At 71.6% G+C, this 21,617-nt stretch carries 21 protein-coding genes; 13 read left to right on the top strand and 8 right to left on the bottom strand.

The window, feature by feature from the left end:
- Positions 1 to 98 precede the first annotated feature (98 nt).
- From urtB to L3078_RS14650, 8 genes are all read left to right on the top strand, one after another.
- Positions 99 to 983 (top strand): urea ABC transporter permease subunit UrtB, encoded by an 885-nt coding sequence (gene urtB, locus L3078_RS14685; RefSeq protein ID WP_239754064.1) that lies wholly within the window; start codon positions 99 to 101, stop codon positions 981 to 983.
- Complete coding sequence (urtC, locus tag L3078_RS14680) at positions 980 to 2,107, top strand: urea ABC transporter permease subunit UrtC (protein ID WP_239754063.1); 1,128 nt, start codon at positions 980 to 982, stop codon at positions 2,105 to 2,107. The genes urtB and urtC overlap by 4 nt, the downstream gene beginning before the upstream one ends.
- The gene (gene urtD, locus L3078_RS14675; RefSeq protein WP_239754062.1) at positions 2,104 to 2,892 is read left to right on the top strand and encodes an urea ABC transporter ATP-binding protein UrtD; all 789 of its coding nucleotides are present in this window, start codon (positions 2,104 to 2,106) and stop codon (positions 2,890 to 2,892) included. Before urtC ends, urtD begins: the two co-directional genes overlap by 4 nt.
- 5 nt (positions 2,893 to 2,897) lie before the next feature.
- Positions 2,898 to 3,590: an urea ABC transporter ATP-binding subunit UrtE gene (urtE, locus tag L3078_RS14670; protein WP_239754061.1), complete on the top strand. Its 693-nt coding sequence runs from the start codon at positions 2,898 to 2,900 to the stop codon at positions 3,588 to 3,590.
- Between the two features lie 222 nt (positions 3,591 to 3,812).
- A complete protein-coding gene (locus tag L3078_RS44565) occupies positions 3,813 to 4,361 on the top strand; it encodes a gas vesicle protein (protein WP_275593141.1) in 549 nt (182 codons plus the stop codon).
- Complete coding sequence (locus L3078_RS14660; protein WP_239754060.1) at positions 4,351 to 5,286, top strand: gas vesicle protein; 936 nt, start codon at positions 4,351 to 4,353, stop codon at positions 5,284 to 5,286. Before L3078_RS44565 ends, L3078_RS14660 begins: the two co-directional genes overlap by 11 nt.
- Positions 5,287 to 5,323: 37 nt before the next feature.
- Positions 5,324 to 5,638 carry a gas vesicle protein K gene (locus L3078_RS14655; protein WP_239754059.1) on the top strand — a complete coding sequence of 105 codons (315 nt, stop codon included), beginning with the start codon at positions 5,324 to 5,326 and terminating at the stop codon, positions 5,636 to 5,638.
- Positions 5,635 to 6,489, top strand: coding sequence for a GvpL/GvpF family gas vesicle protein (locus L3078_RS14650; RefSeq protein ID WP_239754058.1), 855 nt, complete (start codon positions 5,635 to 5,637; stop codon positions 6,487 to 6,489). The genes L3078_RS14655 and L3078_RS14650 overlap by 4 nt, the downstream gene beginning before the upstream one ends.
- 62 nt (positions 6,490 to 6,551) lie before the next feature.
- Here L3078_RS14650 and L3078_RS14645 read toward each other — a convergent pair whose 3' ends face one another.
- Positions 6,552 to 7,109 (bottom strand): P-loop NTPase family protein, encoded by a 558-nt coding sequence (locus L3078_RS14645; protein WP_239754057.1) that lies wholly within the window; start codon positions 7,107 to 7,109, stop codon positions 6,552 to 6,554.
- Between the two features lie 89 nt (positions 7,110 to 7,198).
- Entirely contained in the window at positions 7,199 to 8,359 is a 1,161-nt protein-coding gene (locus tag L3078_RS14640) for a DUF418 domain-containing protein (protein WP_239760320.1), read from the bottom strand.
- Positions 8,360 to 8,793: 434 nt separating this feature from the next.
- On the opposite strand from L3078_RS14640, the gene L3078_RS14635 reads away from it, so the two are divergent.
- On the top strand, positions 8,794 to 10,596 hold the full coding sequence (locus L3078_RS14635; RefSeq protein ID WP_239754056.1) for an ABC transporter ATP-binding protein: 1,803 nt from the start codon (positions 8,794 to 8,796) through the stop codon (positions 10,594 to 10,596).
- 139 nt (positions 10,597 to 10,735) lie between these two features.
- Positions 10,736 to 11,800, top strand: a complete 1,065-nt coding sequence (locus L3078_RS14630) for a LacI family DNA-binding transcriptional regulator (protein WP_239754055.1) — start codon at positions 10,736 to 10,738, stop codon at positions 11,798 to 11,800.
- On the opposite strand, the gene L3078_RS14625 is transcribed toward L3078_RS14630, so the two are convergent.
- Genes L3078_RS14625 through L3078_RS14610 form a run of 4 tightly spaced genes read right to left on the bottom strand, consistent with a single transcriptional unit; the run spans position 11,763 to position 16,454 of the window.
- Positions 11,763 to 13,181, bottom strand: coding sequence for a glycoside hydrolase family 32 protein (locus L3078_RS14625; protein WP_239754054.1), 1,419 nt, complete (start codon positions 13,179 to 13,181; stop codon positions 11,763 to 11,765). The genes L3078_RS14630 and L3078_RS14625 overlap by 38 nt on opposite strands.
- Positions 13,178 to 14,041 carry a carbohydrate ABC transporter permease gene (locus L3078_RS14620; RefSeq protein WP_239754053.1) on the bottom strand — a complete coding sequence of 288 codons (864 nt, stop codon included), beginning with the start codon at positions 14,039 to 14,041 and terminating at the stop codon, positions 13,178 to 13,180. Before L3078_RS14620 ends, L3078_RS14625 begins: the two co-directional genes overlap by 4 nt.
- Positions 14,042 to 14,055: 14 nt before the next feature.
- Entirely contained in the window at positions 14,056 to 15,048 is a 993-nt protein-coding gene (locus L3078_RS14615; RefSeq protein WP_239754052.1) for a carbohydrate ABC transporter permease, read from the bottom strand.
- Positions 15,045 to 16,454: an ABC transporter substrate-binding protein gene (locus L3078_RS14610; RefSeq protein WP_239754051.1), complete on the bottom strand. Its 1,410-nt coding sequence runs from the start codon at positions 16,452 to 16,454 to the stop codon at positions 15,045 to 15,047. Before L3078_RS14610 ends, L3078_RS14615 begins: the two co-directional genes overlap by 4 nt.
- 207 nt (positions 16,455 to 16,661) lie before the next feature.
- Here L3078_RS14610 and L3078_RS14605 point away from each other — a divergent pair, with 207 nt between their 5' ends.
- Positions 16,662 to 18,248: a glycoside hydrolase family 32 protein gene (locus L3078_RS14605; protein WP_239754050.1), complete on the top strand. Its 1,587-nt coding sequence runs from the start codon at positions 16,662 to 16,664 to the stop codon at positions 18,246 to 18,248.
- 81 nt (positions 18,249 to 18,329) lie between these two features.
- On the opposite strand, the gene L3078_RS14600 is transcribed toward L3078_RS14605, so the two are convergent.
- Entirely contained in the window at positions 18,330 to 18,956 is a 627-nt protein-coding gene (locus tag L3078_RS14600; RefSeq protein ID WP_239754049.1) for an NAD(P)-dependent oxidoreductase, read from the bottom strand.
- Positions 18,957 to 19,029: 73 nt separating this feature from the next.
- On the opposite strand from L3078_RS14600, the gene L3078_RS14595 reads away from it, so the two are divergent.
- Positions 19,030 to 19,695: a helix-turn-helix transcriptional regulator gene (locus L3078_RS14595; RefSeq protein WP_239754048.1), complete on the top strand. Its 666-nt coding sequence runs from the start codon at positions 19,030 to 19,032 to the stop codon at positions 19,693 to 19,695.
- 203 nt (positions 19,696 to 19,898) lie between these two features.
- Complete coding sequence (locus L3078_RS14590) at positions 19,899 to 20,558, top strand: TetR/AcrR family transcriptional regulator (RefSeq protein ID WP_239754047.1); 660 nt, start codon at positions 19,899 to 19,901, stop codon at positions 20,556 to 20,558.
- Between the two features lie 300 nt (positions 20,559 to 20,858).
- Here L3078_RS14590 and L3078_RS14585 read toward each other — a convergent pair whose 3' ends face one another.
- Complete coding sequence (locus L3078_RS14585; RefSeq protein ID WP_239754045.1) at positions 20,859 to 21,572, bottom strand: TetR/AcrR family transcriptional regulator; 714 nt, start codon at positions 21,570 to 21,572, stop codon at positions 20,859 to 20,861.
- Between the last annotated feature and the right edge of the window lie 45 nt (positions 21,573 to 21,617).

Genomic DNA, 21,617 nt, shown 5'->3' with positions numbered 1-21,617 from the left:
ATGGGATCGACCCGGCTCCGTGACGGGGCCGGGTCACGCCCATGGCGAGCCGGCACGTCGCCAGCCCGCACGTCCGTACCCGACCCGGAGCCGCTTTCATGACGGTCGTCCTCAACCAGTCCTTCACCGGCATCAGCATCGGTGCCGTCCTGCTTCTCATCGCGCTCGGCCTGACCCTGACGTTCGGTCAGATGGGCGTGATCAACATGGCGCACGGAGAGTTCATCATGGCCGGCGCCTACACGACGTACGTCCTGCAGAAGTCCATCAGCAGCGCCGGGGTCTCCCTCCTCGTCGCCCTGCCGCTCGCGTTCCTGGTCGCGGGAGCCATGGGCGCGCTGCTGGAATGGCTGCTCATCCGGCGGCTCTACACGCGCCCGCTGGACACCCTGCTGGTCACCTGGGGCGTCTCGCTGATGCTCCAGCAGCTGGCCCGGGACGTCTTCGGTGCCCCCAACGTGCAGACGGCCGCGCCCGACCTCCTCACCGGCAACATCTCGGCGGGCCCGGTCACCTTCGCCAACAACCGCCTGTTCATCCTGGGACTGGCGCTTCTCTGTGTCCTCGGCCTGACCCTGGTCCTGCGGTTCACCCCGCTCGGCCGCCGCATCCGGGCCGTCGTGCAGAACCGCGACCTCGCCGAGGTCTCCGGCATCGCCACCGGACAGGTCGACCGGATCACCTTCTTCATCGGCTCCGGCCTGGCCGGCGTGGCCGGCGTCGCGCTCACCCTGGTCGGGCCGATCGGCCCGACGATGGGCACCAACTACATCGTCGACGCCTTCCTGGTCGTGGTCGTCGGCGGCATCGGACAGCTGAAGGGCGCCGTCATCACGGCGTTCGCGCTGGGCGTGCTGCAGTCCGTCCTCGAGTACTCGACCACCGTCAGCGTCGCCAAGGTCGTGGTGCTGGTGGCGATCGTCGCCTTCCTCCAGTGGCGACCCCAGGGCCTGTACACACTGCGCACCCGGAGCCTGGCATGACGACCACGACCACGCCCCCCGCCACCGTGACCCCGCCCTCCACGCCCCTGCTGAACCGCTTCCGCGTGCCCGCAGGCTTCGCCCTCGGAGCCGTACTCCTGCTCGGCGTCGCCCCGCTCGCCCTCTCCGACTTCCGCCTCTCCCTCCTCGCGAAGTACCTGTGCTACGCGATCGTGGCCGTCGGTGTCAGCCTGGCCTGGGGCCGCGGCGGCCTCATGGTCCTCGGCCAGGGCGTCTTCTTCGGCCTCGGCGGCTACGCCATGGCCATGCACCTCAAGCTCACCGACGCCGCCGCCACCGGCGAGACGCTGCCGGACTTCATGCAGCTGTACGGCACCGGCGACGCGCTGCCCTGGTGGTGGAAGCCCTTCGCCGACCCCGGCTTCGCGCTCGCCATGACCGTGCTGCTGCCCATGGCGGTCGCCGCGCTGCTCGGCTTCCTCGTCTTCCGACGCAGGGTGAAGGGCGCCTACTTCGCGATCCTCAGCCAGGCCCTCGCCGCCGCCCTCTCCATCTGGCTGGTCGGCCAGCAGGCGACCACGGGCGGCACCAACGGCCTCACCGACATCCAGGGCTTCTTCGGCTACTCGCTGGACGACCCGGTCAACCAGCGGATGGTGTACTTCATCATCGCCGCCGTGCTGCTCCTGCTGATGGCCCTCGCCCGCCAGCTGTTCGTCAGCCGCTACGGCGAACTCCTCGTCGCCGTACGGGACTCCGAGGAGCGGGTGCGTTTCCTCGGCTACAACCCGGCGAACATCAAGCTCGTCGCGTACGTCGTCGCCGCAGGCATGGCGGGCCTCGCGGGAGCCCTCTTCGTCCCGGCCGTCGGGATCATCTCCCCGGCGCTGATCGGCATCGTGCCCTCCATCGGCTTCGTCATCGGCGCGGCGGTCGGCGGACGGGCCTCCCTGGTGGGAGCGGTGCTCGGCGCGGTCGCCGTGGCCTGGGCGCAGAGCACGCTGTCCGACGAGTTCCCCGCCGCGTGGACCTACCTCCAGGGACTGCTGTTCGTGCTGGCGGTCGGCTTCCTGCCCGGCGGCCTGGCCTCCCTGGGCGCCGTCCTGCGCAAGCGCCGCACCGGCGGCGGCACCCGATCCCGTACCTCTGGGGAGACAGCATGAGCGGCGACGGACTGACCGTCCGCGACCTACGGGTGACGTTCGACGGGTTCACCGCCGTCGACGGCGTCGACCTGGACATCCGCCCCGGTGACCTGCGCTTCCTCATCGGCCCGAACGGCGCGGGCAAGACCACGCTGGTCGACGCGATCACCGGCCTGGTGAAGGCGACCGGCTCGGTCCGCTTCGGCGACCAGGACCTGCTGGGCAAGCCCGTGCAGAAGATCGCACGGCTGGGCATCGGCCGTACGTTCCAGACGGCCAGCATCTTCGAGGAACTGACCGTGCTGCAGAACCTCGACATCGCGGCGGGCGCCGGGCGGGGCGTGTGGACGATGCTGCGCCGCCGCAAGGACATCCCCGAACCGGTCGCGAAAGCGTTGGAGACGACGGGCCTGACCGAGCTGCGCGACCGCCCCGCGGGCGTGCTCGCCCACGGGCAGAAGCAGTGGCTGGAGATCGGCATGCTGCTCGTCCAGGACGTGAAGCTGCTCCTGCTCGACGAACCGGTGGCCGGTATGAGCCACGAGGAACGGGAGGCGACCGGCGAGCTGTTGCAGCGGGTGAGCGAGGACCACACGGTCGTCGTCATCGAGCACGACATGGACTTCATGCGCTCCTTCGCCCGCAGCGTCAGCGTCCTGCACGCCGGCAAGGTGCTCAGCGAGGGCACGGTCGCCGAGGTCCAGGCCGACGCCAAGGTCCAGGAGGTCTACCTCGGGCGCGCCTCCGAACCCGAATCCGGAGCGACGCCCACCACACCCGTCGCCGTCACCGAGGAGGCCTGAGACCCATGCTGGAGATCAGTTCCGTACAGGCCGGCTACGACCGCACCACCGTGCTGCACGGTGTGACGGTCTCGGTGCCGAAGGACGCGGTCGCCACCGTGCTGGGCCACAACGGCGCCGGGAAGAGCACCCTCCTGCGTGTCGCCATGGGCCTGCTCAAGCCGAAAGGCGGCGCCGTTCTGCTGGACAGCGAGGACATCACGCGCCTCGCCCCGCACCAGCGCGTGGCCCGCGGCATGGCGTACGTCCCGCAGGGCCAGCAGTCCTTCCCGCATCTGACCACCGCCGAGAACCTCCAACTCGTCGCCGACGGACGCCCCGACGGCAAGGAGGCGACCGCCGAGGCCCTGGACCTCTTCCCCGTTCTGCGCGACCTGTCCGGCCGCCGCGCCGGCCTGCTCTCCGGCGGGCAACGGCAGCAACTCGCCATCGCCCGCGCCCTGATCACCCGGCCGAGGCTGCTGCTGCTCGACGAGCCGACCGAGGGCATCCAGCCTTCCGTCGTCGCCGAGATCGAGGAGACGATCCTCGCCCTCACCCGGCGCGGTGGCCTTTCGGTCCTCCTCGTGGAGCAGCACGTCGGCTTCGCCATGAGAGCCGCGCAGCAGTACTACGTCCTGGAGGCGGGCCGTGTGACGTCCTCGGGCGAGGGCGGCACGGGCGCCGAACAGACCGTACGCGCCGCGCTCAGCGTGTGAGGCCGGGCCGGTGAACGTGCGGCCCTCGACGGTGAGACCCCGACCCCCGTCGAGGGCCGTCCGCGTCCGTGCGTCGGCCGCCATACCGGGCGAGACTCAGGGGTGATGGTCGGGCTGCCCGGTGTCGGTACGGCACGCAGGCCGCCGCGTACCCCCGCCAGGACGGCCGACCTCCGCCGTGTCGGGTGTGTAAGTCGCGTCAGGGCGGATACTTGCACAGGCATGAGCAGCTATCCGGACGACAACGTGCGCAACCGGGCCGCCTTTCCGCCCGCGAGCACACGCCGCGACGGGGCGATGGCCGGAACGCGAGGCGGGGGAGCCGTGCCGCTGCAGCCCAGGCGGGACGGCGACGGGGGTCTGGCTCATGTCGTGGAGACCCTGCTGGACAAAGGACTGGTCCTCAACGCCGACATCATGGTCTCGGTGGCGGGGGTGGAACTGCTCGGCATCCGACTGCGCGCCGCCCTGGCCTCCTTCGAGACAGCCGCTCACTACGGGCTGGAGTTCCCCTCCGGTACGGACACGGAGACGGCCGCCTGGCGGCAGGCGCGGGTGGCGAAGGAGACATGCCCCCAGTGCGACAAGCGTGCTCCCGTCGAGCAACTGCTGCAGGAGTACTGTCCCTGGTGCGGTTGGCGCAGTGCCCACGCCCGGCTGACGCAGCAGGCCGTTACGGGGCCCGTCCCTCTCGACGGCTCCACCACTGACGGCGACCGCGCGAGCGTGGAGGCTGGGGCCTTGGACGAGGCGGCCCGGCGTGACGGCTGAGGCATCGCCCCTGCGTCCCACGCGTGACCCCCGGGTGACACTGGACGACCTGGTGGAGGTCCTGCTGAACAAGGGCGCGGTCCTGCACCTGGACCTCATCGTCGCCGTGTCGGACGTCCCGCTGATCGGGGTCAGTCTTCGGGCGGCCGTCGCCGGTATGGAGACGATGCTCGAGTACGGCATGATGCGGAACTGGGACGAGGCGACCCGGGCTTGGGCCGAACGGTCCACCGCACGCCGCTCCATCGACCTGCGGGACGGCGAAAGAGTCATCAGCCGCATGAGCGGCGGACACCTGCTGACCGAGGGACCGAGCCGCACGTGGCGGCCCGGCACCGTCTGGTTGACCGACCGGCGTCTGGCCGTGGTGCGGGACGAACCTCGGGAAGTCCTGTGGGAGAGCGAGCTCGGCGTGGTCCGGGGTGTCCGCCTCGCCCCGGAGGCCACGGTGGGCGGCGAGGAACGCCTGCGGGTACGGGTGGCGCTGGCCGACGGGACGGAGGAACTGCTGTCGGCCCAGGACCCCGAGCGGCTGCACGACCGTCTCACCGACGCGTGCGCGGGCCGACTGGACGACGCGTTCTGGCACACGTCGTCGGCCGTCGAGGAGCGGCCGCTGGCGGAGGGGCGGCTGTGGTTCCACGAACCGCGCCGCAGCGGCCCGTTGTGGCGCTGTGGGCAGGGGCGGCTCACCGGTGAGGCACTGACGTGGAAGTCACCCATGGATTCCCGACCCGCCCTGGTCGTACCCACCGCCGAGATCGCCGATGTGCGCCGTGCGGCGAACGGGACCAGCCCCGCCGGGGACGGCGAGGTGCTCGTCCTCCGTGCCACCGGGCGGGGCGAAGTGCTGCTGGCCGCGGGCGACTCGGTGCCTTGGGCGCAGGCGCTGACCACGGCGGGGTCCCTGCCACCGGCCGCATGACCCTACGGCGAACCGCGACACAGAAAGGCGGGCAGTCATGCCCCTGACCGTCGACGAGAAAAGCCTCAAGCACGGCGTGTTGTCTCTGGTGGTCACGCTGGTGGAGGTCATCCAGGAGGCGCTCGAACGCCAGGCTCTGCGCCGTATCAACGGAGGCGACCTGACGTTGGAGGAGAGCGAGCGCCTGGCCGACGCCCTGCTGGAACTGGATGAGGCGATGGACCAGATCAAGGACGACCACGGCATCACTTCCTCCGTCGCGGACCTGCACCGGGGACTGGACGAGGTGGTCGACGACGTGGTCGACAAACTGGTCAACCCTCGGCGCTGGGCCGAGGAGGCCGAGGCATGACCGGGGAACACGCCCTGTACGTGTACGCCTTGCTCCGTTCGGAGACGGCGACCACCTGTGAGGTCACCGGTCTCGACGGGTGTCCCACACGGCTCGTACACGCCCCGGGCACGGGCATCGCGGCGTTGGTGCACGACGCCCCCGCCAGCCCGTACCAGGGCGGTGACGACCAGGTCCGCCGCTGGGTGGGGCAGCAGAGCGAGGTCGTCACCACCGTGTGGGAACGAACCGGCAGTGTCCTGCCCATGACCTTCAATGTCCTGGTCGCCGATGAGCCGTCCCCGGAGGGCGGGTCCGCAGGCGGACGGAAGGCGGCGGAGCGACTGACGGAATGGATCGCCGAACGGGCAGCCGAGATCGACGAACAACTACGCACACTGGCTGACCGGTGCGAACTGCGCGTGGAGATAGCCCTGGACCGCAGAGCCCTCGGCGCCACACCGGCCCCGCACACAGAGGGAGCCTCGACGCACCGCTCGGCGGGAATGCGCCGTCTCCTCGCCAAACAGGAGGAACAGACCGCCAGGCAGACGGCCGAGCGGCTGGCCGACGAGGTGCACGCGGAAGTCCGCGGCAGACTGCTCGCCATCGCGGAGGACCTGCGTGACCGCGGCCGCACCCAGCAATCCCCGGACGAGACACACGTGTTGTCAGCCGCCCTCCTCACCCGGCAGGAGAACATCGACACCGTGGGGGGAGTCCTGAGCGAACTCCAGGCACGTCAACCCGCCGTGCGTATCCGCTTTTTGGGCCCCTGGCCTCCGTATTCCTTCACCGAACTGCCGGATCCCCCGACAACCGCAGCCCTGCTCGCAGGGCAGCGGCAGCCTTCGGCCGGTGCACGCCCCTGATCCGCCGTGACCGACGAATCCCGGCCGGATCGACGCCACGCCGGCGGCGATCTCCTCTGACGTCACCGCCCTCCATCGATCCCGGACGCACCGCCTCGCCGCTCCTGAACCGCGGCGATCACTCCGTCCGCCACCTCGGTCACCGGCTTGGACGCGTCGATGATCGTCGCGCCACGGCTTTCATAGATCGGTCGCATCCGAGGATTCCACTTCAGGGCCGCTGCGAGCTCTTCGGGATGGCGACCGAATGGGTTCGTGGTGCGGGTCGCGAGCCGGTGGCGGAGGATGTCATCGTTGATCACCAGGCACACGATGACGTCGAAAAGATCGAGGACATCCGCCTCGTTCTCCGCCGACCCGCACAAGAACGCGATGCGGGAACGAGACTTTTCGACGAGGGTCTCAACGCGCTCGCGGACGATCACCCACCCGTATCGATCGAGCCAGCCCCCGGGAACCGGATACGGAGGATCCGTCACGACCTCACCCGTAGCCCGGTCGATCCAGCGACTGAAGCCGTCCTCGTCGGCGTCGAGCGCGACGTGGCCACGCGCTCGCAACACCTCGCAGACCGTGGACTTACCAGTCCCTGAATTGCCCGTCACCCACACCACCGTCACGCCGCCAGCGTAGACATGACCACCCCGGTGCCGCGCCGCCCGCACGCGATTCCGGGTGGGGCGCGGAAGGCGTCCCACCCGGGCGGGTGTCATCGGATGTGCTTGGCCGGCTTGGTGGCGGCGTTGAGCAGGTGCTCCAGGGGGCCGCGGCGGAAGAAGCGCGACCAGACGGTGGCGAACAGGGTGGCTCCGAGGATGAACATGAGCAGCGGCACCCATGATTGCTGGGTGCTGGTCCCGGCAGGTATGGACAGCGCGGACTGTGCCAGGAAGTGGCCGACGTAGGCGGTCAGGGACATGGTGCCCACGGCGATGACCGGTGTGGCCAGGCGGCGCAGGCGCGGCAGGTGGTCCATCGCCACCGTCGCGCCCACGATCACGAGGATCGCCACTCCGACGCTGCCGATGATGTCGAACGTGGTGCCGCTGTGCGGTCCGGCCGTCAGGAGCGACGACGCCGGCATGTCGGGGAACGACCCCCCGTCCAGGGACGCCGACCCGCTGTCGAGGGCCGGTGCCCCGGAGCCGCCGGACGACGACCCGTCCTCCGCCATGCTCCTCAACGCGTCCCCGCCGGCCAGCAGCAAGGACATGCCGTACGCGGCCACAGTCAGGGCGGCACCGAGCGCGGCCAGACGCCGTTGGACGGTGCCGGAGGACAGGTCGAGCCGGCCCAGTGCCATGCCCGCTATCACGAACGACATCCACGTGAGCGCCGGGTAGAAGCCGCTGAGCAGCAGATCGAGCACTCCCACGTCGCTGAGCCGGTGGAGCGGGTCGTAGGTGTTGATGGTCTGCCGGATCGGCTCGGACAGCTGGGAGTTCAGGACGAACGCCAGCTGCGGTGCGACGAGCGCGAGCGCGGCCGCGATGATCGCGAGGGTCCTGGCGCGCAGTCGTACCAGAGGCAGGGCGAGGAGGAAGTAGACCCCGTAGAAGCCGAGGATGATCACTCCTCCGTACTCCGTGGCCATCGCGGTGCCCAGCGCCAGCAGGACGACGGCGCGGATCGCGATCCGGGCCTTCGCCTGCCTGCCGGCCACGCCGGTCCTGGGCTCGCGGCGGCCGGCGATCAGCATCAGTGAGAACCCGGCCAGGGTGGCGAACAGGACCGAGGAGTGACCGTCCGCTAGGTAACGGATCCAGCCGGCGACGCCGGTCGTGGCGGACAGTGGGGGGCCGATGTGCACGATGTACATGCCGAACACCGCCAGCGCGCGGGCCAGGTCCACCCCGACGAGGCGTCCCATCGAGGGGGCGGGCGAGGACGGCGTGGCGGACTCGGGGGAGTCCCGGGGCTGCGGATTCTCCTGCGGGGCCGATGTGCCCTGCGGAGCTGACGTGCTCTGCGGTGTCGTCGGTGTCTGTGGCATGTGGTGACTCTCGCGGCGCCGCTGGGCGCGGAACCATCCGGCAGGCGTCGGTGACGGCCCCGCCGACCGGCGGTTGCCCACCCGCCGACCGGCAGGGTCTGTTCCGCGTCCAGTTCCGGCCTGTCCGGTGCGAACGGGTGCGAACCGATGCGCACCGGTGCGACTCGACGACGATCTCCTTCAGCCACTCGGCGGGGGTGGACCCGAAGGTTGCCGGATGGGCGCACGGCGAGCGGGATTGCAGGCTGACGGCATGCCGGACTCGTCGATCGAGCCCGCGCACGATCACGCCCGCAGAAGAAAGGCAACACGTGAACACCCCGTCCGCCCCGACGACGGATGAGACCCACGAGACCCGGACCTCCCTGTCCGCCCGGGAGACGGTCCGAGCGCTGTACGCGTATGTACGGCCGCACCGGTGGGCGGTCGTCCTCGGTCTGCTGTGCGCCCTGGTCGGGGCCGCCGGGGGCCTGCTGCAGCCGTTGGCCACGAAGGTGCTGGTGGACCGGCTCGCCTCCGGCGAAACCATCGCCGGGATCCTGATCGCGCTCACCGTGCTGGTGGTGCTGGGCACGGCGGTCGAGGCGTTCGGCGCGTATGTGCTGGAGCGGACCGCGGAGTCGGTGGTCCTCGCCGCGCGGCGCACCCTGGTGGGGCGGCTGTTGCGGTTGCGGATCGCGGAGTGGGAGCGGATACCGCCGGGCGATCTGATGTCCCGGGTCACCTCCGACACGACACTGCTGCGGGCGGTCAGCACCCAGGCGGTCGTCTCCGCGGCCTCCGGCGCGGTGGCCTTCGTCGCGGCGATCGTGCTGATGGGGTTCCTGGACATCGTCCTGCTGGGGGTGACGCTCGGTGTGGTCGTGCTGGTCGGCGGAGCCGTCACGCTGGTGATGCCGAGGATCGCGCGGGCCACCGAGCGGGCGCAGGAGGCGGTCGGGGAGGTCTCCGTCGCGCTGGAGCGGGCCCTCGGGGCGTTCCGTACGGTGAAGGCGTCCGGTGCCGAGGAGCGGGAGACCGCTCGGGTGGAGGCGGCGGCGCGGCGGGCGTGGCGGCACGGCGTGAGGAGCGCGAAGTGGGAGGCCGTGGCGGGCTCGGCCGACGAACTCGCCGTCCAGCTGGCCTTCCTCGCGGTGCTCGCGGTCGGCGGCGCGCGCGTGGCGTCCGGGGAGATCCCCGTGTCCACCCTGATCGCCTTCCTGCTGTACCTCTTCTACCTGATCGAGCCGGTGTCCACGCTGGTCGACGCCGTGACCTCCTATCAGGAGGGGGCGGCCGCGCTGTCCCGGATCACACAGGTGGAACGCCTGGAGACGGAGCCGGCCGACCGTCGGGCGAGCACTCTGCCCGGGCAGGGGGCCGAGGTCCGGGGTCCGTCGTCGGTCCGCTTCGAGGACGTGTCCTTCCGCTACGGTCCGGGGCGGCCGTACGTCCACCGGCAGGTGAGCTTCGACGTTCCGGGCACCGGGATGACGGCCTTCGTGGGCCCCTCCGGTGCGGGCAAGTCGACGGTGTTCGCGCTCATCGAGCGGTTCCACGAGGCGACCGGCGGCCGTGTCCTGGTCGACGGCAAGGACGTACGGGACTGGTCGCTGCCCGAGCTGCGGTCCGCCATCGGGTACGTGGAGCAGGACGCCCCGGTGCTCGCCGGAACGCTCCGCGAGAACCTCGTCTTCGCGGCGCCCGGCGCGACGGACGACGACGTCCGCGACGTCCTGGCCCGTACGAAGCTCGACTCCCTCGTCGAGCGCCTGCCCCACGGCCTGGACACCCCGGTCGGCCACCGCGGTTCGCGGCTGTCGGGCGGTGAGCGGCAGCGCGTCGCCATCGCCCGCGCCCTGCTGCGCAGGCCACGCCTGCTGTTGCTGGACGAGGCGACCTCGCAGCTCGACGCCGTCAACGAGCTGGCGCTGCGGGACGTCGTCGCGGACGTGGCCCGCGAGACCACCGTGCTGGTGGTGGCCCACCGCCTGTCGACGGTGACGGGCGCCGACCGGATCGTCGTCATGGACGGCGGCCGTGTCCGGGACATCGGCACCCATGAGGAACTGGTGGCCCGGGACCGGCTGTACGCGCGACTGGCGGCCACCCAGTTCCTGGCCCCCGCGCGCTGACCCACCACGCGCAAGGCTGTCCGCTCGTCCGCTGCCGCGTTCCCGTGCGGACCCGGATTTGCACGGGTGCCGCCGCCCCGGTGCCCATGTCGTCCGCGGGTAGGCTTGCCCGGTCGGGCGAGGTCGGTGGGGACGAGGCATGGGCGGGGTCGAGAAGGCGCGGGGTGACGGGGGCGAGCGGGCGACCTCGCGGGATGTGGCCCGGCTCGCCGGGGTCTCGCACACGGCCGTGTCCTTCGTCTTCAACGGGCGCGCGCAGGGCAACCTCTCCGCCGAGACGCAGGAGAAGATCCGCAAGGCGGCCAGGCAGCTCGGTTACCGGCCGCACTCGGTCGCCCGGGGCCTGCGCCGCCGTCGTACCGCCGTGATCGGTCTGGTCACGGACGAGATCGCCACCTCGCCGTTCGCCGGGCGGCTGCTGCGCGGGGCCATGGACACCGCGTGGAACAGTGAGCACCTGGTGCTCACCGTCGACTCCGGCCAGGACCCGGCCACCGAGGACGCGGCCGTCGCCGAACTGCTCGACCGGAGGGTCGACGGCATCATCTACGCCGCGCTGTCGCTGCGCCGCGCCCGGGTCCCGGACGGGCTGCACCGCACGTTCGCCGTGTTCGCCAACTGCCTTCCCGAGGACGGCTCCCTGCCGGCCGTCATCCCCGCCGAGCGGGCCGGTGGCCGCAGTGCCGCCCGCGTCCTCCTCGACGCGGGCCACCGCCGGGTCGCCCTGGTCGGCGGCCTGGACGACATGGCGACCGCCGAGCGGCTGCGCGGCTTCCGGGACGCGCTGCGGGCGGCGGGGCTGACCGCCGAGAAGGACTGGATCGTGCGGACGGGAGGGGAGATCGCCGCCGGGTACGAGGGGGCGCTGCGGTTGCTGGACGGCGTGCCCGCCGACCGGCGGCCCACGGGCATCGTCTGTTACAACGACCGGGTGGCCGCGGGCGTCCTCCACGCCGCCGCCCGCCTCGGGCTCGACGTGCCCGCGGATCTGTCCGTCGTCGGCTACGACGACCAGGAGCACATGGCCGCCTTCCTCAGCCCGCCCCTCACCACGGTCGCCCTGCCGCACCGCGCCATGGGAGAGACGGCCGTCCGTCTGCTCCTGGACGCCATCGACAGCGGGGCCGCGCCGCCCGTCACCACCCGGCGGCTGGAGTGCCCGGTCGTCACACGGGGTTCGGTGGGACCAGCTCCCAGCCCGTGACCTCGACGTCCGTCCCCGACACGGCCAGCTCCGCGATGTCGTCGTCCCGTCGGTAGACCCGTTCCGTGGCCGCCGCCCGGTCGCCCGCGAACACCTCCAGCAGCGAGCCGTCCACGAGGATCCGTACGGTGAGGGGCTCGCCCGGCGAGGCCGGCAGGACCGGCAGGACCAGGGGCGCCGTGCCGTCCGGGCGGGAGCGCGGCCAGGCCGTGCGGTCCAGGGTCACCGTGCCGGACGCCGGGTCGAGGCGCACGGTCAGTTCGGCTCCGGAGGCGGTCCGCAGGAGCGTCACGGTCGCCTCCGAGCGGGCGGTCACCAGCAGGTCGTAGGCGTGGGGGAGTGGCCGGTGCGGTCCGGGTGCGGGCGTGAACGGGGCGGCGGCGCGGAGGAGTTCGAGCTCGGGGGCCGGTACGACCCTCAGCGTGCCGTCCTCGTGGGTGTCCACCACGCGGGGTGCCGTGAGGACCCCGGACCAGCCCGCGCGGTCCACCTCCTCGCTCGGGCGGGACTCCCAGGACCATCCCCAGAGCAGGGCGCGGCCGGACTCCGTGTCCTGGAGGACGGAGGGGGCGTAGAAGTCACGGCCGTGGTCCAGGGGGCCGCCCCCGCTGCCGGTCACAAACCTCAACTCACCGTCTGTTGAATGAATCAGACGCCCCGTCAGATAAGCCGTGTTCAGCGGGTCGCCGTCCCACAGTGCCACCGCCAGCACCCAGTCGCCCCCGGTGGTCTCCCACAGCTGCGGGCACTCCCAGCCGATCGCCCGGGTGCCGAGGACGCGGGCCGCCACCGGGTCGCGGCCGTCCAGCAGGACCCCGGCGAACCGCCACGCGTACAGGTCCTCGCAGTCGTACACCAGGACGGACGGGGTGCCGTCGGCGTGGCCCGCGCCCACCAGTGCCCAGCGGCGTCCGGCGAAGCGGAAGACGAACGGGTCCCGGAACATCGTCACGTCCAGGCCGGTCGGCGGCCCGGCGACCACCGGCAGCGGCAGTTGCTTCCACGCCCGGAGGCCGTCGTCCTCGGCCACGGCGAGACAGATCGTGCTCAGGCCCCGGTGGTCGTGGTCGATCCCGGAGTACACCGCCGTCGGTACGCCGTCGTCGTCGACCACGCAGCCGGACCAGCAGCCCGCCTCGTCCGGGCCGCCGGGTGCCGGGCGCAGGGCGATCCCGTGGTCCTCCCAGTGGGCGAGGTCGGGGCTGGAGGCGTGGCCCCAGTGGACGTTCGCGTGGACGGGGGCGTCGGGGTTGTGCTGGTAGAAGAGGTGGTACCGGCCGCCCCAGCGCAGCGGGCCGTTCGGGTCGTTCATCCAGTTGGCCGGCGGGCGGACCCGGAAACGCGGGCTGTGGACGTCGGTCGACCGGCTCGCGGAACTCAACGGTTGACTCCTGCGGAGGTGATGCCCTCACGCAGAGGGCGCTGGCCGACGACGAACACGGCGACGGCGGGGAGCATGGACAGGACGACTCCGGCGAGGACGACGGAGATCGAGCCGGTGCCGAGGTTGCCCTGGAGGGAGACCAGGCCCAGCGGCAGGGTGAGGTTCTCGGTGGAGGTTTCGAGGATCAGCGGGCGGAAGAATTCGTTCCAGTGGTAGTTGAAGGCGAGTACGCCGACGATGGCGAGGCCGGGGGCCGCGAGGGGCGCGTACACGGAGCGGAAGACGCGCCACGGGCCCGCGCCGTCGATCATCGCCGCCTCGCCCAGGTCCTTCGGCATGCCGAGGAAGTACTGCCGCATCAGGAAGGTGCCGAAGGCCGTCGGGAAGGCCGGGACGATGAGGCCGAGGAGGGTGTCGGTCAGCCCTATCTCCTTGAGTTCCAGGAAGACCGGGACCATCGTGACCTGCAACGGCACCATCATCGTGGCCAGGACCAGCGCGAACAGCGGCTTCTTGAAGCGGAATTCGAGGCGGGCGAAGGCGTAGCCCGCCAGGCCCGCGGTGATCATCTGGCCGGCCGCGATCAGCGCGGTCACCAAGGTGGAGTTCAGCGCGTACAGCCAGACGTCGATCTGGTCGAAGACCCCGCGATAGGCGTCGAGGGTGGCGTCCCCCGGGATGATCCTCGGCGGCAGGTCGAAGGACTCCGCCGGCGTGCGCAGCGACGTCGACACCGTCCAGATGACCGGGCCGAGCGTCAGCAGCGCGCACAGCGTCAGGCCGGCGATCCGGGTCAGGGGAGCGAGGCTGTGCCGGACGCGTGACGCGGCGGGGCTCGTGAGAGAAGTCGTACTCATAGGGCTCACCCGGCTCACTGGTAGTGGACGTAACGCCGGCTGAGCCGGAACTGGAGTGCGGTGACCGCCATGATCAGGGCGAAGAGCAGGACGCCCACGGCGGACGCCTCGCCGAAGCGGAGCTGCTCGAAGGCCGTCTCGTAGATGACCATCACGACCGTGCGAGTGGAGTCGCCGGGGCCGCCGGCCGTGAGGACGTACGGCTGCTCGAAGACCTGGAGGGCGTTGATGATGCCGACCACGGACGCCACCAGCAGTGTGGGCGACAGCAGCGGCAGGGTGATCGCGAGGTGTTTGCGCGGACCGCTCGCGCCGTCCAGCGACGCCGCCTCGTGCACCTCCTTCGGGATGGTGTTCAGGCCGCCGACGAACAGCAGGAACGAGAAGCCGAACTGCTGCCAGACGTACGCCAGGACCACGGCCGCCATCGCCCCGTTCTCCGAGGTCAGCCAGGGGACCGAGGGGATGCCGACCGTGCCGAGCAGCCAGTTGACGGGGCCGAAGTCCTGGTTGAACAGGTACTTCATCACCACCGAGAGGGACGCGGCGGACAGCACCAGCGGGAAGAAGAACGCCGAACGGAACACGGAGCGGAGCCACATGGGCATCCGGCCGTTCACCGCGATCGCCAGCGCGAGCGCGATCAGCAGTTGCAGCGCGACCGCGAGCACCATGAAGACGAGCGTGTTGCGGAAGGAGACGAGGACCGTCGAATCGGTCAGGATCTCGCGGTAGTTGGCCGCTCCCGCCCACCGCGGGTCCTCGATCACGTCCCACTGGAACAGGCTGAGGGCGATCGAGCCGACGATGGGGACGACCGTGAAGACGACGATGCCGACGACGGTGGGCGCGAGGAAGAGGACGGCGAGCAGGCGGGCGCCCCGGGAGCGGGAGGCGGGGGTCGTGGAGGTCGTGGACTCGGAGGGCTCACGGGACTGACGGGGCCCGCGGGTCTTGCGGGGACCGGCGGGCTCCGGCCGTACGGACCTGATCTCGGTGTTCGTCACACTTCACGCTCCATGGCCCGCTCCAGGTCCCCCTGCAGCCGGCGCAGGGCGGGGCGCACCGCTCCGGGGCTCGCGAGGGCGGTTCCGGTGTGCTTGATCAGCAGTTGTTCGACCTCGTTGACCTGCGGCGGGGCCGGGATCGGGCCGGTCGAGGGGATCTTGTCGAGGGTGTCGTAGAAGACCTGCCAGTGCGCCGGGCCGGTCTTCCGGTAGCGGGCCGCGTCGACCATGGAGCGGCGGGCCGGGGTGGTCTGGTTGGCCGCGAAGAGCTGGGTCATCACGTCCTCGCGGGCGGTGTACTTGATGAACTCCCAGGCCTCGTCCCGCATCCTCGACGTGCGCAGCATCGCGTACCCGGCGGCGCCGAACTGGTGACGCCGTGCGCGCCCGCGCGGGAAGTACCGGACGTCGTAGTCGGTCGGCTTCATGCCCGCCTCGTGCAGGCCGCCGGCCCAGAAGCCGCCCGCCGGGGTGACACCGACGCGGCCGGTGGAGAACACACCGACGAGGTTCCGGCCGTCGCCGCCCTCCGGCCGGGTGCACAGGTCGTCCTGGACGAGGGAGGCGAGGTAGTCGTAGACCTCCGCGACCCGGTCGGTGTCGGCCAGCGGGGTCGTCCACCGGTAGCCGCCGCCCCGGCCGCGCCGCTCCGCCTCGGGGTAGAAGGAGTTCCAGAGCCAGTCGCCCCCGGGGGCCTTGGACTCGGCGAGGAGGTTGGTGCCGCCCGCGAACAGCCAGGGGACCACTCCGCCCCACAGGCGGTTGGTCCAGAAGTACGGGGTGAATGCGGCGCCGTTGCTGCGTTTCATCGCGCGCAGCAGGGCCGTGAAGTCGTCGCGGGTCCAGTCGTCGTCGGGGAGTTCGGCGCCCGCGCGTTCCAGGACCCGGGTGTTGAGGTACATGTCGGCCGCGTTGAACTCGACAGGCAGCTGGTAGAGGCTCCCCTCGTACATCATCGACTCGACCAGCGAGGGGTGGACGTCGGCGAAGTACGTGCGCAGCTCGGCCGCGTCCCGCTTCGCCCACGCGTCCAGCGGGACGCCGAGCCGCCGGGCGAAGAGCTGCACGCCCTCGGTGGCCACGTACACGAGGTCGGGCGCGGTGCCCGCGGCGATCTGCGTGAGGATCTTGGAGAAGAAGTCCGACCAGTCGTAGGCCTGGACGGGGTTGATACGGATCCTGATGTCGGGGTGGACCTCGCGGAACCCGTCGCGGAGGGCGCGTTGCGCCTCGGGGTTGAAGGCGGAGCCGAGGGTGGCGATGACGAGTGAGCCGTCGTCGCGACCGGGGATGTCGGCGGCGGTGAGGCGGTCCCAGCCGGCCGCGACACCGGCGACGGCGGCGGCTCCGGCGCCGTACGCGCCGTAGCGCATCAGGCCACGGCGGGAGAGGAGCGAGTCGGTCATCGGCGAGCCTAACTCGAGTTAGCCGAAGGTGGTTCCCCGATGATGGGAACCCCCTCACGTCTCTGTCAAGGGATGTTGTCCGACGGGAAGTTGTGCGGACGGACGGTGTGCGAGGGCTTGACCTTTAACGAGTTAGGTATACGGTTCCGGCCACAGGAGCCGTGTTCCGACGACGACGTCGGGGAAGGGAGCCGCACCATGCGTGGCATGTCGAGGAGTTCGCTCGGGCCAGGGGGGACACCGTCCAGGCGGTCGCTGCTGGCGGCCTCGGCCGTCGGCGTCGCCGGTGCGCTGCTGCCGGGTGTCGGGAGACCGGCGGTGGCAGTGGCGGCGGCCGGAGAGGCGACCGCCGCGTGCACGGGCAGCTACCGCGCCGCGTACCACTTCACGGTCCCCGACCAGTGGATGAACGACCCGCAGCGCCCGATCTGGATCGACGGCGAGTACCACTACTACTACCTCTACAACCCCGACTACTCGACGGGCGGCACGACGGCCGGCACCGCCTGGCGCCTGGCCACCAGCACCGACCTCGTCTCCTTCACCGACCGGGGGATCGCCGTGCCGAAGGACACGACCCCCAACGGCGATGTCTGGTCCGGCTCGGCGGTCATCGACACGCACGACACGGCCGGGTTCGGCGCGGGAGCGGTGATCGTCCTCGCCACCATGGCGCCCGACGACCTCACCCAGGCGCAGTACCTGTACTACTCGACGGACGGCGGCCGCACCTTCACGAACCACGGCACCGCCCCGGTCCTCCCCAACCCCGGCGTACGGGACTTCCGCGACCCCAAGATCCTCCGGGACGAGGAGCGCGGGCGGTGGGTGATGCTGCTCGCCGAGAACGACAAAGTGGGCTTCTACCATTCGGCGGACCTCAAGTCCTGGACCTACGTCGGCGGTTTCATCAAGGGCGGCATCGGGGTTCTGGAGTGCCCCGACCTGTTCCGCGTCAGGGCGGAGGACGGGACCTGGAAGTGGGTCCTGGGCGTCAGCGCCAACGGCAAGGGCTCCGGGCTGCCGAGCACGTTCGCCTACTGGACGGGCTCCTTCGACGGCACGACCTTCACCGCGGACGCGCCCGACCCCCAGTGGCTGGACCACGGCTGGGACTGGTACGCGGCGGTCACCTTCGACAAACGCGACGCGAACGGGGCCCTGGACCCGGCCGCGCGGTACGCCATCGGCTGGTTGAACCACTGGGACTACGCCGGCACCACACCCACGATGGAGTGCGACGGCTTCAACGGCACCGACTCGATCGTCCGCGAGGTACGGCTGCGGCGCGCGCCGACGGGTACGTACTACCTGGCCTCCCGGCCGGTGGCGGCCCTGGACGACCATGTGTCGCGCACGGTGGAGCTCGGCGACATCATGGTCGACGGCAGCCGCCCGCTGGACTACACGGGCACCGCGTACGAGCTGACCTGCGACATCACCTGGGACCAACTGCTGGGCGCCGGGCTGCAGTTGCGGCGTTCGGCGGACGGTGGGCGGCACGTCGACGTGGGGATCTACGGCGACTACGCGTTCGTCAACCGCGGTTACACCGTGGGCCCTGACGCGTCCGGGCGCTGGCAGGAGAGCCGTACGCCCTTCGACCGGACCGCCGGCACGGTCCGCCTGCGCGTCCTCGTCGACCGCACGTCCGTCGAGATGTTCGTCGACGACGGCCGGTACACGCACTCGACCGTGGCCTTCCCCGACCCGTCCGACACGGGGCTGGCACTGTTCACGATCGACGGGCGGGCGGTGTTCCGGGATGTGGTGATCCGGGAGTTCGCGGTCTGATCCGATACGGGGAGTCGGCTGACCGTCAGTCCGTGGATCCGTGGGTCCGTGAATCCATGGGTCCGTGGGTCCGTGGGTCCGTCAGTCCGTGATGACGGCGTCGCGGTGGATCCAGGTGGGGTCGTGGGCCGCCTTGTGCAGGAAGTCGGCGACGTCCGCGCGGCTGATCGTCGGGTTGCCCCTCATCGGGAGACGGTCGTCGGCGAGGTAACTGCCCTTGGCGGGGCCCTTGGTCAGCATGGTCGGGTAGACCAGCGTCCAGTCCAGGTCGCTGGAGCGGATCGCCCTCTCGGAGAGCTCCTTGTTCGCGTAGATGTTCCGGAGGAAGGTGCGGTAGAAGAGCTTCTGTACGACGCTTGCCGACCGGTAGGTCTCACCCACCCCGAACGAGGACAGCCACACCAGCCGGGAGACGTGCTGCTCCCCGGCCGCGCCGACCACGGCGGCCGCGGCGCGGGTGAACAGGTCGTCGGCACGTATCGAGGTGCTCCTGCCGAGAGCGGAGACGACGGCGTCCTGCCCGACCATGGCTTTCGCGACGTCGCTCCGCGAGGTCGCGTCCCCGGCGACCACGGTCACCCGGTCCGCCAGGTCCTCCAGCGCCTCCGGCCTACGGGCCAGGACGGTGACGGTGTCGCCCGCCGCGAGGGCCAGGTCGACGACGTGGCGGCCGGTGGGGCCGGTCGCACCGAGGATCAGAAGATTCATGGAGGTGAGCCTGCTGGATCCGCGCCCCTCGGGCGAGCCCGTGGCACTTTCCTGCCAACGCCATACTGGGCGTATGGCACAGGTCATCGAACTTCGCGGTGAGGGCGAGTTCTGGGCCCGGGTCGGGCCCCTTGCGGAGTCGGACGCCGGGGAATGGGTGCACATCGCCCACGATCTCGACACCTGGCCCGGAGCCCGTGAGGCCGCCCGCCGTCAGATGCGCCTCGGCAAGGGGCCCATGTCACGCAAGCTGTACAGCCCCGCCGTGCTCGCCGACGAGGGGGACCGGGACGTTCTGCGGGAGATGGCCGCGCACGGCTTCCGGATCCGGATCGCCACGGCACCGCTGCCGCAGGGCACCGTCATCATCGACCGGCGGACCATGATCCTCACCGACCCGGCGGCCTCCGCGCCGGGCGCCCCGACGGCGCGCACGTACACGATGAGTGCCTCTCCGGCCCTGATCGGCGGCACCTACGCGCTGTTCGAAGCGGCCTGGGAGAGCGCGGCCGACCTGTCCACCTTCCTCGATCCGCAGCGGCCCCGGCTGGACGCCCGGACCTCCCTGGTCCTGAACGCCCTGGTCTCCGGCGCCACCGACGAGGTGGCCGCACGAGAGCTGGGCATGTCGCTGCGCACCTACCGCCGCCGGGTCGCGGAACTGCTCGTCAGCCTGGACGCGGCGTCGCGCTTCCAGGCGGGGGTGCGGGCGGGGGAGCTGGGGCTGATCCGGGGGTGAGGGGCGTCGGTGTCGGCGTCGGTGTCGACTGCGGGGGCGTGGGGCGAGCAGCTTGCGGCCGGGCAGCACACGGCCTGGCAGCTGGCGGCCGTGCGACTCGTGGCCGCGGGGGTTCCGGCTCGGCGTGACAAAATGGGGCCCACTGTTCGTCCGTCCCGCTGTCCTGCCATCCTTCCCATCCCTCCCCTACTTCGAGGTTCTCCGTGAGCAAGCCCGTGGCCCGCGAGCCGCTGCGCCGTAATTCGCGGTCCAACCGGGCGCGCATCCTGGCCACGGCCCGTGAGGAGCTGGGGCGGAACCCCGATGTCACGCTGGAGGAGCTGGCGCGGGCCGCCGGGGTCGTCCGGCGTACCCTCTTCGGTCACTTCCCGGGGCGGGCCGCGCTGCTGGAGGCGCTCGCCGAGGAAGCCGCCGAGACGTTGCGGAACACGGTGGAGGCCGGGCCGGAGTCGGGGGATCCGGCGGAGCCGGCCGAGCGGGCGCTGGCGCGGTTCGTGCTCCGGATGTGGCCCGTGGGTGACCGCTACCGGATGCTGCTGGCGCTCGCCCGGCGGGACCTCGGCGCCGAACGCGTCGCCGAGGTGCTCGCGCCGGCCCGGGATGCCGCCACGGGGATCCTGGAGCGCGGGCAGCGGGACGGCGTCTTCCACTCCCATCTGCCGCCCGCCGTGCAGAGCGCCGGTCTGGAGGCGATGCACGTCGCGCTCCTGGAGTCCGTCAACACCGGCGCGCTGGAGGACGACGGGCACCGGATCGCCACGGCCACCCTCATCGCGGCCGGCGTGCCGGAGGGGCGGGCGAGCGCGGTGGTCGAGGAGGTCGCGTCGGCGCTGGCTGTGGCTCCTCCGGCCGACGACGCCTGATTTCTCTCAGGCCGACCTGTTCGACGAGGTGTCCCGGGCGTCGTCGCGGCGGAAGGTGACCGACTCGCCGGAGAAATGCGCGGAGATGCCCTGCTCCGTGGTGGTGGCCGAGCGCAGCCGGAGGCCGTCGGGGATGTTGCGCAGCGCGATCGGCTCGGCGAAGACCTGATCGAGCAGCCTCTCACCCGCCTCGGGCAGGGCGACGCGGCCCGCGCCCTTGACGTCCGTGGACGTGCGTGTGAGTGGGGTACGGGCTCCCGGTTGGAGACGGGACTCGGGGTTCAGCCGGGACTCGGGGTTTCAGACGGGGCCCGAGGGCGACCCGGTCTTCCGTGCGTGAGCGACCTTCGTGGCGGCGGTGTCCGGGGCGACTCCGGCGGCGATCAGGGCGGCGGTGGCCGCTCCGGTGCCGTCGTCGGACCAGAGGCCTCGGTTGACGCAGTCGAGCAGGCCCAGCAGTTGGGCCTCGATGGCCCGGGTGAGCGGGGCGGGCGGGACGGTGGTCTGGAAGACGCCCTGTCGGCGGCCGTGCGCCAGGACGCGCGTGACCAAGTCGCGGGCGGGGGCCAGTAGTTCGTCGACGCGGACCGGGGCGAGGTCCTGGCCGCGGGCCAACCGGATGAGGGTGCGGTAGCGGTCGCCGACGGGCCACACCGTGAGGACGAAGCGCGCCAGGTCGGTGGCGGCGTCGGAGGTCTCTACGGGGGTGCCCGCGACGGCGCGCCGGATGGCGTCCGCCGCCTCGGCGGCCAGGCCCTCGACGAGCGCGGCCCGGCCGGCGAAGTGGACGTAGACGGTGCGCCGGGCCACACCGGCGGCACCGGCGATGTCCTCCAGGCGGCTGTCGGCGTCGCGGGCCAGCTCCCGCCGGGCCGCGTCGAGGATCCGGGCCCGGGTGGCCCGCGCGTCCCGCCGCTGCGCCGGAGCCGCGGCCGGACCGGGAGGGGTCGGCGCCTCGCGGGGCTCTGCCGGAGAAGGCCGCGCCGTCGGTGTTCGTGCTGGTCGGCTGGTCACGTCGGTACCTCGGGGGCGGGGGAGGGGGCGGGGGAGGGGAGGGAG

This window comes from Streptomyces deccanensis (assembly GCF_022385335.1).
GTDB lineage: Bacteria > Actinomycetota > Actinomycetes > Streptomycetales > Streptomycetaceae > Streptomyces > Streptomyces deccanensis.
The sequence above is the reverse complement of the archived record's forward strand: the minus strand, read 5'-3'. Positions and strand labels throughout refer to the sequence as shown.